Origin of the sequence: Hephaestia sp. MAHUQ-44, assembly GCF_023806085.1 — a bacterium.
GTDB lineage: Bacteria > Pseudomonadota > Alphaproteobacteria > Sphingomonadales > Sphingomonadaceae > Sphingomonas.
This window is the reverse complement of the sequence record NZ_JAMSLX010000006.1, coordinates 137,145-152,021: the sequence shown is the minus strand read 5'-3', so window position 1 is coordinate 152,021 and position 14,877 is coordinate 137,145. Positions and strand designations below refer to the sequence as shown.

General features: G+C 66.9%; 11 protein-coding genes and 1 tRNA gene. 4 read left to right on the top strand and 8 right to left on the bottom strand.

Features of this window, described 5'->3' with window-relative positions; all coding sequences use genetic code 11:
- Positions 1-97: 97 nt before the first annotated feature.
- Positions 98-188: transfer RNA gene (locus NFE57_RS08780), tRNA-Ser, on the bottom strand.
- A gap of 80 nt (positions 189-268) precedes the next feature.
- On the opposite strand from NFE57_RS08780, the gene NFE57_RS08775 reads away from it, so the two are divergent.
- On the top strand, positions 269-1,135 hold the full coding sequence (locus NFE57_RS08775) for a peptidylprolyl isomerase (protein ID WP_252135188.1): 867 nt from the start codon (positions 269-271) through the stop codon (positions 1,133-1,135).
- 111 nt (positions 1,136-1,246) lie between these two features.
- Here the strand turns inward: NFE57_RS08775 and ppc are convergent, their stop codons facing one another.
- Genes ppc through NFE57_RS08760 form a run of 3 tightly spaced genes read right to left on the bottom strand, consistent with a single transcriptional unit; the run spans position 1,247 to position 5,031 of the window.
- Positions 1,247-3,922 carry a phosphoenolpyruvate carboxylase gene (gene ppc / locus NFE57_RS08770; protein ID WP_252135187.1) on the bottom strand — a complete coding sequence of 892 codons (2,676 nt, stop codon included), beginning with the start codon at positions 3,920-3,922 and terminating at the stop codon, positions 1,247-1,249.
- 59 nt (positions 3,923-3,981) lie between these two features.
- Positions 3,982-4,422, bottom strand: coding sequence for an EF-hand domain-containing protein (locus NFE57_RS08765; protein ID WP_252135186.1), 441 nt, complete (start codon positions 4,420-4,422; stop codon positions 3,982-3,984).
- A gap of 42 nt (positions 4,423-4,464) precedes the next feature.
- Positions 4,465-5,031 (bottom strand): HNH endonuclease, encoded by a 567-nt coding sequence (locus NFE57_RS08760; RefSeq protein ID WP_252135185.1) that lies wholly within the window; start codon positions 5,029-5,031, stop codon positions 4,465-4,467.
- A gap of 104 nt (positions 5,032-5,135) precedes the next feature.
- On the opposite strand from NFE57_RS08760, the gene gluQRS reads away from it, so the two are divergent.
- Positions 5,136-5,987 carry a tRNA glutamyl-Q(34) synthetase GluQRS gene (gluQRS, locus tag NFE57_RS08755; RefSeq protein ID WP_252135184.1) on the top strand — a complete coding sequence of 284 codons (852 nt, stop codon included), beginning with the start codon at positions 5,136-5,138 and terminating at the stop codon, positions 5,985-5,987.
- A 2-nt stretch (positions 5,988-5,989) separates the two neighbouring features.
- Here gluQRS and pdeM read toward each other — a convergent pair whose 3' ends face one another.
- On the bottom strand, positions 5,990-6,652 hold the full coding sequence (gene pdeM, locus NFE57_RS08750) for a ligase-associated DNA damage response endonuclease PdeM (protein ID WP_252135183.1): 663 nt from the start codon (positions 6,650-6,652) through the stop codon (positions 5,990-5,992).
- Positions 6,653-6,811: 159 nt separating this feature from the next.
- Here pdeM and NFE57_RS08745 point away from each other — a divergent pair, with 159 nt between their 5' ends.
- Positions 6,812-8,683, top strand: a complete 1,872-nt coding sequence (locus NFE57_RS08745) for a potassium transporter Kup (RefSeq protein ID WP_252135182.1) — start codon at positions 6,812-6,814, stop codon at positions 8,681-8,683.
- 39 nt (positions 8,684-8,722) lie between these two features.
- On the opposite strand, the gene NFE57_RS08740 is transcribed toward NFE57_RS08745, so the two are convergent.
- Both NFE57_RS08740 and NFE57_RS08735 read right to left on the bottom strand, forming a co-directional pair.
- Positions 8,723-9,664 carry an aspartyl protease family protein gene (locus NFE57_RS08740; protein ID WP_252135181.1) on the bottom strand — a complete coding sequence of 314 codons (942 nt, stop codon included), beginning with the start codon at positions 9,662-9,664 and terminating at the stop codon, positions 8,723-8,725.
- Between the two features lie 57 nt (positions 9,665-9,721).
- Positions 9,722-12,145, bottom strand: a complete 2,424-nt coding sequence (locus tag NFE57_RS08735) for a ligase-associated DNA damage response DEXH box helicase (RefSeq protein ID WP_252135180.1) — start codon at positions 12,143-12,145, stop codon at positions 9,722-9,724.
- Positions 12,146-12,186: 41 nt separating this feature from the next.
- Between NFE57_RS08735 and NFE57_RS08730 the strand changes: the two genes are divergently transcribed.
- Positions 12,187-13,185, top strand: a complete 999-nt coding sequence (locus NFE57_RS08730; protein WP_252135179.1) for a ligase-associated DNA damage response exonuclease — start codon at positions 12,187-12,189, stop codon at positions 13,183-13,185.
- A gap of 121 nt (positions 13,186-13,306) precedes the next feature.
- Here the strand turns inward: NFE57_RS08730 and rpoN are convergent, their stop codons facing one another.
- A complete protein-coding gene (gene rpoN / locus NFE57_RS08725; RefSeq protein WP_252135178.1) occupies positions 13,307-14,797 on the bottom strand; it encodes an RNA polymerase factor sigma-54 in 1,491 nt (496 codons plus the stop codon).
- Positions 14,798-14,877: the final 80 nt, after the last annotated feature.

Genomic DNA, 14,877 nt, shown 5'->3' with positions numbered 1-14,877 from the left:
GCGGGCGACGGCAGGAAGCAAGCCCCGATCGCGTACGGTTCGCTATCCGCCGGTGATAATCGCCGGCGGGCGGTATCGATTCGGATCGCGGCAGGGCTGGCGGAGCGGGTGGGATTCGAACCCACGATGGGCTTTTGACCCATACTCACTTTCCAGGCGAGCGCCTTCGACCACTCGGCCACCGCTCCGCATTCGCTGGAACGCGCCGCCTAGCCGGTGCGGGGGCGGTCGGCAAGCGTGGCGATTGCCATGCGCGAATGGCGCGCGCATGTTCGCCACCATGATCGCGCGCCTGCTCCTTTCACTCGCCGCTGCGCAGGCTACCGCCGCGCCCGCACCGTCCGATCCGATCGCTGCCGATTGGCGGCCGATCCCCGATGATGAGTTGATGGTGATGACGCTCGGCGACGGGCATCAGGTCGTGATCCGGCTCGCGTCGCGCTATGCGCCCGAGCATGTCGCCAACCTTCGGCGGCTGGCGCGGGCGCGTTGGTGGGACGGCGAGAGTGTCTACCGCGTGCAGGAGAATTGGGTCGCGCAATGGGGCGATCCGACCGAGAAGAAGCCGCTTCCTGCCGACCTCGTCGCGCGGCCCGCGGCCGAATATGAGATCGCGGCCTTCGCGCCCGCTCAGCGGATGAGCAAGGCCGACGCCTATTCGACCGCGTCGGGGATCACCGCCGACGGCTGGCCGGTCGCCACCGACGGCAAGACGGCGTGGTTCACGCATTGCTACGGCATGGTCGGGGTCGCGCGCGACGTCTCGCCCGATACCGGCACCGGGGCGGAACTGTTCACGCCGATCGGCCAGTCGGCGCGGCGGCTCGATCGGAATTACACCGTCGTCGGGCGGATCATCGAAGGGATGGGCTATCTGTCGGCGCTGCCGCGCAGCAATGCCGAGATGGGTTTTTACGCGACCGACGCCGAACGTACGCCGATCGCCACCGTGCGGCTGGCGAGCGATATCCCGGCGGCCGAACGCCCGCATTTCGAGTATCGCGCGGCGGACAACCCGCGCTTCGGCCTCGCGATCGCCAAACGCGAACGGCCCGATCCACCCATGGTCGCGATCGGCGCGAGCGTCTGCGACATCCCGCTCGCGACGCGGCGCGTGGATGCGGGCGGCGATTGAATAATTTGCGCGGAGAGAGCTGCACTGCCCCTTGTCATGCCGGACTTGCCTGCGCAGGGGCAGGCAAGTCCGGGATGACGGGATACGGCCTTGGCATCACCGTCGCGCACGTTATCCCGAATTGCGCAGCGCGGTCGCGATCGCGTTGATCGAGAGCAGGATGCCCTCGCCGATCCGCGGATCGTCCTCGCCCGCGCGGTGGCGCTTCATCAGTTCGATCTGGAGCAGGTTGAGCGGCTCGATATAGGGCAGCCGCAACCGGATCGAGGTATCGAGGCTGGGGAGCTTTTCGAGCAGCCGCGCCTGCCCGGTGATGGCGAGCAGCCCGTCATGCGTCGACCACCAGCCGTCGCGAATCTGGGTGAACACGCGCTCGCGCAAGGCCCCGTCCTCGACCAGCCCGGCATAATGGCCGGCGATCCCCATGTCCGATTTCGCCAGCACCTGTTCCATATTGGCGAGCGTCGCGGCGAACAGCGGCCAGCCCTCGGCCATTTCGGCGAGCAGCGCCTTGTCGTCGAACGCCGCGATCGCCTGCCCGACGCCGTACCAGCCGGGCAGCATCACGCGCGCCTGGCTCCATGAGAACACCCACGGAATCGCGCGCAGATCCTCGATCCGGTCGGATTGCTTGCGGCTCGCCGGGCGCGAGCCGATCTTGAGCCCGGCGATTTCGGCGATCGGGGTCATCTGGCGGAAGAAGGTGGTAAAGCCCTGGGTGCCGTAGACGAGATCGCGATAGGCGTGGAAGGCGGTATCCGAAAGCTGGTTCATCGCGCTTGAGAAGCGATCGTAATCGCGGTCTGACAGCCGTTCGGGTTCGAGGCTGGCAAGCAGCGTCGCCGAGGCCATCGCCTCGAGATTGACCATCGCGCTTTCGCGGGTGCCGTATTTGGCGGCGATCACCTCGCCTTGTTCGGTGATGCGGATGCGGCCCTGGACGGTGCCCGGCGGCTGCGCGCGGATCGCCGCGAACGCCGATCCGCCGCCGCGCCCCACCGCCCCGCCGCGCCCGTGGAACAATTGCATCCTGACGCCCGCCGCCGCGAACACCGGCGCCAGCGCGCTCGATGCCTTGGAAAGCTGCCAGGTCGAGGTGATGTAGCCGCCGTCCTTGTTCGAATCGGAATAGCCGATCATCACTTCCTGATACCCGCGCGCGGCGGTGATCGCGGCGATTTCGGGCAAGGCGAACCACTCGGCCATTACCTGTGGCGCGGCTTCGAGATCGGCGACGGTCTCGAACAGCGGCACTGCCATGATATCGGCTTCGGGCGTCTCGCCCGGCCGGTAGAGCCCGGCTTCGAGCAAGAGCAGGTTGACCTCGAGCAGATCGGAAACCGAGGTTGCCATCGATACGCAATAATTGACGATCGATTCCTTGCCGTAGCGCGCATGCGCCTCGGCGGCCGCCTTCATGATCGCCAGTTCGGATTGCGTCTCGTCGGAATAGGCCGCGTAAGGACTCGCCAGCGGGCGCGGGTTGGCGAGTTCGCGGCGCAGCAACGCGACGCGCGCCGCTTCGTCGAGCGCGGCATAATCGGGCTCGATCCCGGCGACGCGGAACAATTCGGTGATGACACGCTCGTGGACGGCCGAATTCTGCCGCATGTCGAGCGCGGCGAGGTGGAAGCCGAAGGTCTCGACCGCACGGATCAGCCGCCCGAGCGCGCCGCCCGAGCCGAGCTTGCCGGCGCCGCTGCCGCTAAGGCCGTGCGCGATCGCGACCAGGTCGGCGCGCAACTCGCTCGGTCGCGCATAAGGCTTGCTCGTGTGTGTCACGTGACGCGGTGCGGGCTTGCCGGTGAAATGGGTGAAGGTGGCCGCGAGCCGCGCATAGATGCCAGTGAGTGCGCGACGATAGGGCTCGTCGGCGCGGCTCGGTGCGTCGTCGCCGCTCGCGTCGGCCAGCTCGGTGACGGCGTCGTCGATCGCGGCGTGTTCGCTCGAGATCGACAGTTCGGCGCCAAGCGTGTGGACCGCGTCGAGATAGAAACTGAGCACCGCCTCGCACGCGCGGCCCAATGCGGTGCGAAGCGAATCGGCGGTGACGAAGGGGTTGCCGTCGCGATCGCCGCCGATCCAGCTTCCTAGTTTGAGAAAGCTCGGGCTGCGTTCGCCGAGCGCGCGATCCCAGCGCTGATAGAGCGCGGGCAGCGCGGGCAGGAACACATCGCGCAGATAGGAAAGCGCGGTCTCGACCTCGTCGGCAACGTAGAGTTTCTCGCGCCGCAGCACGCGCGTTTGCCACAGAAGCGCGATCTGGCGCGTGATCGCCTCGTCGACATCGTCGCCGTCGGGGGTCGCGGTGAGACCGCGATCCTTGAGCGCCATCAGTTCGGCGATCCGGTTGCGATGATCGATCATCGACTTGCGGCGCACCTCGGTGGGATGCGCGGTCAGCACCGGGGCGATCAACCCGTGATCGAGCAGATCGATCACCGCGGGCATGTCGATCCCTTCGGCGTTCAGCTGCGCGATCGCGGAGGCAAGGTCGATATCCTGCTCGGTCGCGACGCCCTGTCGATCTTCGGCGAGGTTGGCGAGCATCGAAAACAGCATGAAGCCGCGCGTGAAGGCGAGCGTTTCGTCGAGGCTGAGTCGCTCGAGCCCCGGATCGATCGCGTCGGCGCCGACCACCCCGCGCGCGCGATCGACCGAGGTCGATCGGATATATTCGATCCGCCTGAACAGCTCGTCGCCGCCATAAGCGCGGATAACGTCGCCGAGCAGCGCGCCCAGAAAGCGGATGTCGGGATTGTTCGTGATCGGTGGAAGACTGGCCATAGCGCGACGTGCTGCACCGCGGCAGCGCCAGCGTCAACCGGGTGCGGGCAAAGGAATGTCTAGAAGGCGGCGGCGCTGTTGTTGCCGTTGCTGCTATCGCCGTCGCCGTCATCTTCGGCCCCGTCGCGCGGAATGTCGGCTGCGGTGCGTTCCTCGCTGGTCAGCACCTGATCGCGATTGGTGTCGGCGGCGTCGAATCGGGCCATCATCGCTTCGAAAAACTCGTTGCGGGTGACCTTGCCGTCCTTGTTCTTGTCGAGTCGGGCGAGCCGATCGGCGTAGCGCGGCGGCCATTCATTGGGCTCGAGAATTGCGTCGCCATTGACGTCGAGCCGGTTGAACCTTTTGTCCAGATCCATCGCGAAATCGGCCCGCGCGAGCACGGTCGGCGGTTTGAACCCCGCGGCGACGGCGGCTTCGGCGTTACGATTGGAATCGTCGTCCTGCGAACAGCCGAGCAGGGCGATCGGCACAGCAGCGAAAAAAAGGACAGGTCGCATGACGCTATGAATGCGCGGACGCAGCGGCGAGAGCAAGCCCGTTCATGCCTCGAGTTCGATCCCCCAATACAGCCAGTCGCGCCAGGTTTCGTGCAGGTAATTGGGCGGGAAGCTGCGACCATGTTCCTGAAGCTGCCAGCTGGTCGGGCGGATCGGCGCGACATGAAGCGGCATGTGCGCCTGTTTGGGGGTTCGTCCGCCTTTTTTGAGGTTGCACGGCGCGCAGGCGGTGACGACATTTTCCCAGGTGGTGCGGCCATGCTGCGCGCGCGGGATGACGTGATCGAAGGTGAGATCGCGGCTCGCGCCGCAATATTGGCAGGTGAATTTGTCGCGAAGGAAGAGGTTGAACCGGGTGAAGGCCGGAAATTGGGACGGCTTCACATAATGTTTGAGCGCGATTACCGAGGGCAGTTGCAATCGCGCGGTGGGACTTCGAACCTCGCGTTCGTAATGATCGACGATATCGACGCGGTCGAGAAACACCGCCTTGACTGCGGTCTGCCATGGCCAGACACTGAGCGGATAATAAGAAAGCGGCGTATAATCGGCGTTGAGCACGAGCGCGGGGCAGCTATCCGGGTGTCGGATCAGGTCGGGATGGTACATGCGCGTTCCCTGCTGCTTCCGTCCGGAGTTCGCCCATTCGGATGACGCCATGATGACAGCACAGCGCGCGACTCGCGGTCAAGAGCGACAATGAAAGCAACGCGGTGAGCGGGGTCGTCACGCGGTTCGCGCCGAGCCCGACCGGGCGGTTGCATCTCGGCCACGCCTTTTCGGCAATCTGCGCGCACGACAGGGCCCGCGCGCACGGCGGGAAATTCCTGCTTCGCATCGAGGATATCGACGCCACCCGGAGTCGGCCCGCGCATGTCGCGGCAATCCTCGACGACCTCGCCTGGTTGGGGCTGAGCTGGGATGGCCCGGTGTGGTTCCAGTCCCGGCGACTCGACGTGTATGCCGCCGCGCTCGAGACGTTGCGCGCTCGCGGGCTGGTGTATCCGTGCTTTTGCACCCGCGCCGCGATCGCGCGTGAGGGGACCGACAGTCTGGCGGCGCCACAAGGCCCCGATGGGCCGGTCTATCCGGGTACATGTCGCCATTTGTCCGATGCCGAGCGCGCGGCGCGGATGGCCGAACCACACGCCTGGCGGCTCGATATGGCGCGCGCGCTGGCCGACCTCGGGCCGCTGGGCTGGTGTGACGACCTGGCTGGCCCGCAGGTCGCCGATCCGGCACGGCAGGGCGACGTCATCCTCGCGCGCAAGGATGCGCCGGCGAGCTATCACCTCGCGGTGACGCTCGATGATGCGGCGCAGGGCGTGACGCATGTCGTGCGCGGGGCCGATCTGTTCGCCGCGACGCATATCCACCGCTTGCTACAGGCGCTGCTCGGCCTGCCGACGCCGATCTATTACCATCATGCTTTGCTTACCGACGAGCATGGTATCCGGCTCGCCAAGCGTACCGGTGCGCCGGCGCTCGCCGAGCGGCGACTCGCGGGCGAGGATGGCCGCGCGCTCGCCGATCGCCTGCGCCGCGGTGAGATGCCGGAACGATGACCTCAGGCTGCGATCGGGAAGCGCAGCAGGCGATCGTCGAGTGGAACCAATGCTTCGGCGCCCGCGCCTACCACGCGCAGGATTTCGGGATGGTTCGCGTCGAGCCCGCCGGTCAGCGCGCCGAAAGCGGGCAGGATCAGCTTGGTCGTGCTCGCGATGAAGCAGCGTCGTGCGACGTGGCGGCCGTGCCGCATAAGCCGCAATTTGGGATGGAAATGCCCCGACAGTTCGGGTCGTGTTTCGCCGGGCGACGCTTCGTGGCGCAGCACCAGCCCGCCGACCTCGGCCTCGGCCATGATCTCGCCGCCGCCTTGATCGGTGACGCCGGCATCGTGATTGCCCGCGATCCAGACCCAGCGCCGCTGCGCGGTGAGCGCGGCCAGCATGGCGCGCGCGCGACCGGACAGTCGGGTGCTTCCGTCCGAATCGTGAAAACTATCCCCCAGGCACCAGATTTCGGTAGGGGCGATCCGCTCGACGAGCGCGGTTACCGCAGCGAGCGTCGCGATCGAGTCATAAGGCGGCAGCATCTGCCCTGCGCGCGCGAACCAGCTCGCTTTTTCGAGGTGCAGGTCGGCGAGCAGCAGCGCGCCGCGCGCCGGCCAGAACAGCGCGCCTTCGCGCAGCGCGACGAGTTCGTGGCCGGCGAACGAAAAGTGAACCATGTGGCTGCTATGCCGCGCGCGCCGGCGGCGATCAATGGCGATGCGGCGGGGCGCTGACAGCGCGGCCGCGAACGCCTAGAAGGCGGTTCTGAAAGCAGGGGACGCACTATTTCGAGCATCGCCGCCAATAGCCGTCCCGCCGAGCCGAGCCGCACGCGTGTGGCGTTGACGCTGGGCGCGCTGGGCATCGTCTTTGCCGACATCGGCACCAGCCCGATCTTCGCCTTCCGCGACGTGCTGGCGCAAATGGGCGGGCGAATCGGCGGCGACGAGATCATGGGGGTGCTCAGCCTCGCGATGTGGTCGCTGATCGTCGTCGTCTCGATCAAATATGTCGTCGTGCTGATGCGTGCGAACAACCAAGGCGAGGGCGGGGTGCTCGCGCTGGCGGCGGTCGCGCGACGGGTGACGGGCAAGCGTGGTCGCGCCGCGTTGATCCTCGGCGCGATCGGCGCGGCGATGTTTTACGGCGACGCAATCATCATTCCTGCTTTGTCGGTGCTCGCAGCCTCCGAAGGCATCCGCACGATTCCGGGCGCGGGCGTCGGGCAGGGGGTTGCGCTGTTGCTGACGATCGCGATCGTGATCGCGCTGTTCGCGACGCAGGTGCGCGGGCAGCGCCGTCTCATCAGCCTCGCCGGGCCCGTCTGCCTGATCTGGTTCGGGGTGATCGCTGCGCTCGGGCTGTGGCATGTCGTCGACAACCCGGTGGTCGTGCGGGCCTTTTCGCCCTGGTACGCGGCAACGTTCCTCATGCATCACGGCATCATTGGTTTCTTCGTGCTCGGGGCGATGATCCTGACGGTGGCCGGCGCCGAGGCGGTGACGGCGTATATGGGCCGGTTCGGACGCGCGCCGATCCGGCTCGGCTGGTTCGCGATCGTGCTCCCTGCGCTCGCGCTCAATTATCTGGGGCAGGGCGCGCTCGCGCTGACCTCGCTCGATCAGGCCGCCGCCGCCGGAGTGCCGTTCACCAACGACAATTGGTTCTTCCTGCTTGCGCCGCCCGCCGCGCGGATTCCATTGGTGCTGCTCGCCTTGTTGACGACGGTGATCGCCAGCCAGATGGCGATCGACGGCGCCTTTTCGCTTACCCAGCAGGCGAGCCAATTGGGGCTGCTGCCGCGGCTGCGCGTACGCCGCACCGTCGCCGACGGGACGACGCGAATCTACCTGCCCGCCGTCAACTGGCTGATGATGGCAGGCGTGCTCATCCTGCTCGTCCAGTTCGGCGAATCGACCCGGATGGCGGCCGCTTATGGCATTGCCGTCACCGGGACGATGACGGTGACGACGGCGCTTGCCTATATCGTCGTGCGTCAACGCTGGCGCTGGGGCTATCGGCGCGCGCTGGTGATGTTCGCGCCATTCTTCGTGCTCGATTGCATCCTGCTCGCCGCCAATCTGCTGCGCGTCGTCGAGGGCGGCTGGGTGCCGCTGCTGGTCGCGGCGTTCATCGGGCTGCTGATTGCGACCTGGGTGCGCGGGCGCGGCATCGTCCACGTGTTCGAGCGCCGCAATTCGATTCCGATGGCCGAGTTGGCCGCCGCACTTTCACGCCGGCCTCCCGAGCGGGTTGAGGGCACTGCGGTGTTCCTCACCGCCAATCCCGATAGTGCGCCGGGGGCGCTGCTCCACAACCTCAAGCACAACAAGGTGCTCCATGAGCAGAATCTGATCGTCGCGGTGAACACGGCCGACCGCCCGTTCGTGCCGCTCGACGAGCGCATCAGGACGACGCGGCTCGACGACAATTTCTCGACCGTGACACTGACCTACGGCTTCATGGAATCGCCCGACGTGCCGCGTGCGCTGGGGCTGGAGACCGATCGCAAACAGGTCGTGGTCGATTCGACCAAGGTGTCGTTCTTCATCGGGCGCAACACATTGAAGCCGTCGAAGAGCGAGGGCATGCCCTTGTGGCAGGATCGGATCTTCATGTTCCTGCAGCGGAACGCTTCAGACCCGACCGAATTCCTCAACATCCCGCCCGGCAAAGTGCTTGAGCTGGGCGAGCAAGTAACGGTTTAGAGGGTGTCAGGCGGCCCCGGGCCCGCTCCCTCGCGCCGCTCACCAGTTGCGGTAACCGGGCGTGCGCGGGAGGTCGAAATGGATCGAGCGGTGCTTGAAATCGATCTTGACGCGGCGGAACAGGCGGAGCGAATCCATGCCGAGCAGTAGCGCGGGCGTATCGGACAGGCCGAACCGGGCGAACGGCGCGGCATCGGCAAAGGCGACGCCGACATTTCGAAACGCGATGCCGCCGATCTCGATCTGATCGACGGTCGTGTAATCGGCGTAGAGATAGCCCCCGGTCGCCGACAGGATCGAGATCACGCCGAGCGGGTGCGGTGGCTGCCGCATGATCGCGCGCAGTGCCGAATTGCCGACCGTCAGCGGTGAGCCGGTATCGATGACGACCGCGATTCGCTTGCCGTGATAACGCGCGTTGGTGACGATCAACTGGCCGTAGGCACTCTTGGCATAGACGACGATGTCGCCGCCGCTGCTGCTGAAGCCGTCCGACCGGCCTGGTCGGGTCACCATCATCTCGTTCCGGTCGAAATCGATGATGACGCTGCGGCCCTGCAATACATCGAGCCCGAGCATGCCGGGCGCGCCGATATTGAACCCTTCGAGCGCGGGTGCCGTCACATCCTCGTGGCGCAATTTGCTGACGTTGAGGGCGGGGACGTGCACCGTTCCCGCCATGCTTGTGCCGGTCATCGCGGTGATCCGCACCTGCGGCCCGGCTTGGAGATCGAGTACCTTGGCAAGCTGGCGCGAGATCACGGTGCGTTCGGAACCGGTATCGACGATGAAATCATAGGGGCCGCTGCCGCCGATCGAGACCGGAACGGTCATCCGGTCATCCGCATCACCGAGGGCGATCAACATCGCCAGCTCGTCTGCCGGCGTCGTTTCGCTCGCGGTCGCGGCCGGCGGAACGAGCGTTTGCGCGCCCGCCGGGGTCGCGACCAGGGCCAATGCCAAGGCCGCCAAGTCGCGCATCGCCGCAAGATACGCGTGTTACGGTGGCACAACAATAGAGGTTCGCCGTCCCATCTCTTATCCGGCTGAACCTCGATCGGGCCGCATCGCCTCTGCCGCCAATAGTTCGGCCTCGGCGAGCAGCGCGTCGTCGGCAAGGCCCGACGCGACCCGCTCGCGCCCGATCAGCGTCAGCACCGGCACCGCGAGCGGGGTCACGCGATCGGTGGCGACGTGGACCATCGTCGCGGCGGCACGATCGAGCAGATCGCCGAGCCGACCGACATCGGTCATCTTCGCGCGGGCATCCGCCCAGGCGGCGGTGAGCAGCAGGTGATCGGGCTCGTATTTGCTGAGCACGTCGTAGATCAGGTCGGTCGAGAAGGTCACCTGCTTGCCCGTCTTGCGCTTGCCCGGATGCTGGCGCTCGACCAGCCCGCCGATCACCGCGACCTCGCGGAAGGCGCGCTTGAGCAAGTGCGATTGCTGCACCCAATCGACAAATTCGTGTTCGAGGATGTCGGGCGAGAACAGGCTCGCGGGGTTGGTGACGGGATCGAGCGAATAGGTCGCGATCGCATAATCGCTGGCGACGAAGCCCAGCGGCTTGAGCCCTTGGCTTTCCATCCGCCGCGTCACCAGCATACCGAGCGACTGGTGCGCGTTCCAGCCCTCGAAGCTGTACGCGACCATGTAATGCCGCCCCTCGCGGGGGAAGGTCTCGACGAGCAATTGGTCAGGACGCGGCAGCACCGAGCGGCGCGCCTGCATCTCCAGCCATTCGCGCACATCGTCGAGGAAGCGACCCCAATTGGCCGGGCTGGCGAGGAACGTGCGCACGCGCCCGGCAAGGTTGGTCGAGATCGGCATCCGCGCACCGCCATAGGTCGGGATGCGCGCGGGGCGGCTGGTCGCGCGGACGATCAGATCCTCGGTATCGATCTTCTCGACCTCAAGGCTCAGCCCGGCGAAGAAGAAGGTGTCGCCGTGGCTGAGTGTCGCGGCGAACGCCTCCTCGACCTTGCCGAGCTTGCGGCCGTTCCTGAAGCGCACGCTGAGCATTGTCGCCTCGACGATGATCCCCGCGTTCATCCGGTGCTGCTGGATGAAACGTGGATGGCTGACGCGCCAGCTTCCATCAGCCTCCTGCGTTAGCCGCTTGAAGCGATCATAGGCCTTGAGCGCATACCCCCCGTCGCGGATGAAACCGAGCACGCGCGCGAACGCGTCGTCGGTCAATGCCGAATAGGGCAAGGCCGACCGCACCTCGTCGCGCATTTCATCTTCGCCGAACGGCGCCGCGCACGCGCACGCCATCACATGCTGCGCGAGCACGTCGAGCCCGCCGGCGCGGAACGGTTCGCCATCGAGTTCGCCCGCCGCGACCGCATCGAGCGCGGCGCGCGCTTCGAGATATTCGAAGCGGTTGCCGGGGACGATGAGGGCTTCGCTGGGGGTGTCGAGGCGGTGGTTAGCACGTCCGATCCGTTGCAGCAGCCGCGACGCGCCCTTGGGGGCGCCCATCTGGATCACGCAATCGACATTGCCCCAGTCAACCCCGAGATCGAGGCTCGAGGTCGCGACCAGCGCGCGCAGCCTGCCCGCCGCCATCGCGGCTTCCACCTTGCGCCGCGCCTCGCGCGCGAGGCTGCCGTGGTGGATGCCGATCGGCAGCGTCGTCGCATTGACCTTCCACAGATCCTGGAAGATCAGCTCGGCCAGGCTGCGCGTGTTGCAGAACACGATCGTCGTGTTGTGCGTCTCGATCTCGGCCATCACCTGCGCGGCGGCATAGCGCCCCGAATGCCCTGACCAGGGGACGCGGCCCTCGGGCAGCAGGATATCGACCACCGGCGCAGCGCCAGGCTCGCCCTCGACCAGCGCGACGGCGTTGATGTCCCCATCGGGGGCGAGCCAGGCGCGATAGGCATCCGCGTCGGCGACCGTCGCCGACAAGGCGACGCGGCGCATCGCGGGCGCGAGCCGCTGCAATCGTGCCATCGACAGCGCGAGCAGATCGCCGCGCTTGCCGGTGGCGAAGGCATGGACCTCATCGACGATGATCGTTTTCAAGCCGGCGAACATCGTGAAACTGTCGGGATAGGAGAGCAGCAACGACAGCGATTCGGGGGTGGTCAGCAGGATCTGCGGCGGCCGCGCGCGCTGGCGCGCCTTGCGGTCGCCCGGCGTGTCGCCGGTGCGCGTCTCGACGCGGATATCGAGCCCCATCTCGTCGATCGGGGTAAGCAGATTGCGCTGCACATCGACCGCGAGCGCCTTCAAGGGCGAGACGTAGAGCGTGTGCAGCCCGTCGCTCGGCGCCTCGATCAATTCGGTGAGCGTGGGCAGAAATCCCGCCAGCGTCTTGCCCGCGCCGGTCGCCGCCACGAGCAACGCGTGGCGCCCGGCACGCGCCTGATCGAGCATGTCGCGCTGGTGCCGCCGCGGCGTCCAGCCGCGCTCCGCGAACCAGGTTGCGAGCACGCCGGGAAGGTCGGTCATGCGAGGTGGGAACCGCCGGCCATCCCGATCATATAGGAAGGATGGCAACGCTCGGCGACTGGATCGAACCGCATGCGCACGGAATCTACGTGGCGCCCGCCGAGGCGTGGATCGACCCCGCCATACCGTCGCCGCGCGCGCTGGTGACGCACGGCCATGCCGATCATGCGCGTGGCGGGCACGGCGCGGTGTGGGCGACCCCCGAGACGCTGGCGATCATGGAGGCGCGCTACGGCCCGCAAACCGGCGTATCGATGGCCTATGGCGCGCCGGTGACGCTGGGCGATGTCGCGGTGACGTTCGTGCCCGCGGGCCATGTCCTCGGCTCGGCGCAGATCGTGCTCGACTGGCGCGGCGAGCGGATCGTGGTTTCGGGCGATTACAAGCGCCGCCCCGATCCGACCTGCGCGGGTTTCGAGCCGGTGCCGTGCGATGTGTTCGTGACCGAGGCGACCTTCGGGCTGCCCGTTTTCCGCCATCCCGAGACGCATGACGAGATCGACAAGCTGCTCGCCCGGCTCCGCGCCAATCCCGATCGCTGCGTGCTGGTCGGCGCCTATGCGCTCGGCAAGGCGCAGCGCGTGATCCGCGAATTGCGCGACATGGGGCATGACGATCCGATCTACATCCACGGCGCGTTGCAGCGCTTGTGCGATCTCTATGTCGCGCACGGGGTCGATCTCGGCGATCTGCGTGCGGCGACCGGCATGGCCAAGGCCGATCTGATGGGGCGGATCGTCATCGCGCCGCCGGGGGCGCTGGGCGATCGCTGGTCGCGGCGGCTGCCCGATCCGATCACCGCGATGGCGAGCGGCTGGATGCGCGTGCGCCAGCGCGCCCGGCAGCGCAATATCGAGCTGCCGCTGATCCTCTCCGACCACGCCGATTGGGACGAATTGACCGCGACGATCCGCGAGATCGCGCCGCGCGAAGTGTGGGTGACCCACGGTCGCGAGGACGCGCTGGTCCATTGGTGCGCCACCCACCAGATCAAGGCTCGTGCGCTCGCGCTGGTGGGGTATGAGGATGAGGACGATTAGGGAGCCTAGCCCGAGCGTTCGCCCTGAGCTGGTCGAAGGGTCGTTCCTCTGCGGACCGGCGAGAAAGAACGGTGCTTCGACAAGCTCAGCACGAACGGATTCATTGGGTGGATCGCGCCCTCTAACCCACGCCCTCCAGCGCTTTCTGGCGGCGGCGCTGGACCGAACTGCCGATTCCCATCGCCTCGCGATATTTGGCCACCGTGCGCCGCGCGATATCGAAGCCCTTGGCCTTGAGCAGATCGACCAAAGTGTCGTCGGAGAGGATCTTCCGGGGGTCTTCGGCGGCGATCAGCGTGCGGATCGCGCTCTTGACTGTCTCGGCCGACACCGCGTCGCCGCCGTCGGCGGCCTGAATCGCCGAGGTGAAGAAATATTTGAGCTCGAACAGCCCGCGCGCGCAGGAGAGATATTTGTTGCTGGTGACGCGGCTGACGGTCGATTCGTGCATCTCGATCGCATCGGCGACCTGGCGCAGCGTCATCGGCTTGAGATGCGCGACGCCCTTGAGGAAGAACGCCTCCTGCTGTTTCACGATCTCGGTGGCGACCTTGATGATCGTGCGCTGGCGCTGGTCGAGCGCCTTGACCAGCCAGTTCGCGCTCGCGAGGCATTCCGAAAGCCATGCCTTCGATTGCCGGTCCTGCGGGCCCGACGACAATTCGGTGTAATAGCGCCGGTTGACGAGCACGCGCGGTAGCGTTGCGGCGTTGATCTCGATCGCCCAGCCCGGCGGCCGTCGCGCGATGAACAGATCGGGCACCACCGCCTGCACCGGCTCGCCGCCGAAGCGCAGCCCCGGCTTGGGATCGTAGCCGCGCAATTCGTGGATCATGTCGGCGAGATCCTCGTCGTCGACCGCGCACAGCCGCCGCAAGCGCGCAAGATCGCCGCGTGCGACCAGATCGAGATGCTCGATCAGCCGCGCCATGCACGGATCGTAGCGATCGGCCTCTTTCGCCTGGAGCGTGAGACATTCGGCAAGGCTGCGCGCGCCGACCCCGGTCGGGTCGAAGCTGTGGATGCACGCCAGCACCGCCTCGACCTCGGCCAGCGGCGCGCCGAGGCGGGCGGCGATGTCGAGCAGTGCAACGGTGAGATAGCCCGATTCGTCGATCTGATCGATCAGATGCTGCGCGATCAGCAGGTCGCGGCCCGACAAGGCCGTTCCGGCCTGCGCCAGCAGGTGATCGGTCAGGCTGGTCGCGCGCTCGGCGACGGCATCGAGATCGGGGCCGTCCTCGGGCATCGCCCCGCTCGCCGCGCCGCTCATGCCGAGCGCGCCGTCGAGCCCGCCCATATTGTCGGCGGCCGAATCAGCGAAACGCTCGGTCGCGATATCGACGTCGAGCGCGGCCTCGCCCGAGGGATCGCCGCTCAGCAGCAATTCGTCGGTGTCGGCGGGTTCGTCGCGCGCCGCGGCCACCGGTTCGGCCGGGCCGTCGTCGTCGGCGCCGCCCGCTTCAAGCAACGGATTCTTCTCCAACTCCTCGGCGATGAACCCTTCGATCTCGAGGTTCGACAGCGCGAGCAGGCGGATCGCCTGCTGCAATTGCGGCGTCATCACCAGCGATTGCGTCTGCCGGAGATCGAGGCGGGGGCCGAGGCTCATTGCTTGTTGCCCCGCACCGGCCCGCTCCCCCACCCGGCCACCCAACGCCAGTATCCTATGGGTGGCCGGGTGGGGGAGCG

Coding starts and splice junctions, on each gene's coding strand:
- NFE57_RS08735 (WP_252135180.1), bottom strand. CDS start 12,145: ATGACCGACCTTCCCGGCGTGCTCGCAACCTGGTTCGCGGAGCGCGGC.
- pdeM (WP_252135183.1), bottom strand. CDS start 6,652: ATGGTTCACTTTTCGTTCGCCGGCCACGAACTCGTCGCGCTGCGCGAA.
- NFE57_RS08740 (WP_252135181.1), bottom strand. CDS start 9,664: ATGCGCGACTTGGCGGCCTTGGCATTGGCCCTGGTCGCGACCCCGGCG.
- rpoN (WP_252135178.1), bottom strand. CDS start 14,797: ATGAGCCTCGGCCCCCGCCTCGATCTCCGGCAGACGCAATCGCTGGTG.
- NFE57_RS08760 (WP_252135185.1), bottom strand. CDS start 5,031: ATGTACCATCCCGACCTGATCCGACACCCGGATAGCTGCCCCGCGCTC.
- NFE57_RS08730 (WP_252135179.1), top strand. CDS start 12,187: ATGGCAACGCTCGGCGACTGGATCGAACCGCATGCGCACGGAATCTAC.
- ppc (WP_252135187.1), bottom strand. CDS start 3,922: ATGGCCAGTCTTCCACCGATCACGAACAATCCCGACATCCGCTTTCTG.
- NFE57_RS08765 (WP_252135186.1), bottom strand. CDS start 4,422: ATGCGACCTGTCCTTTTTTTCGCTGCTGTGCCGATCGCCCTGCTCGGC.
- NFE57_RS08775 (WP_252135188.1), top strand. CDS start 269: ATGTTCGCCACCATGATCGCGCGCCTGCTCCTTTCACTCGCCGCTGCG.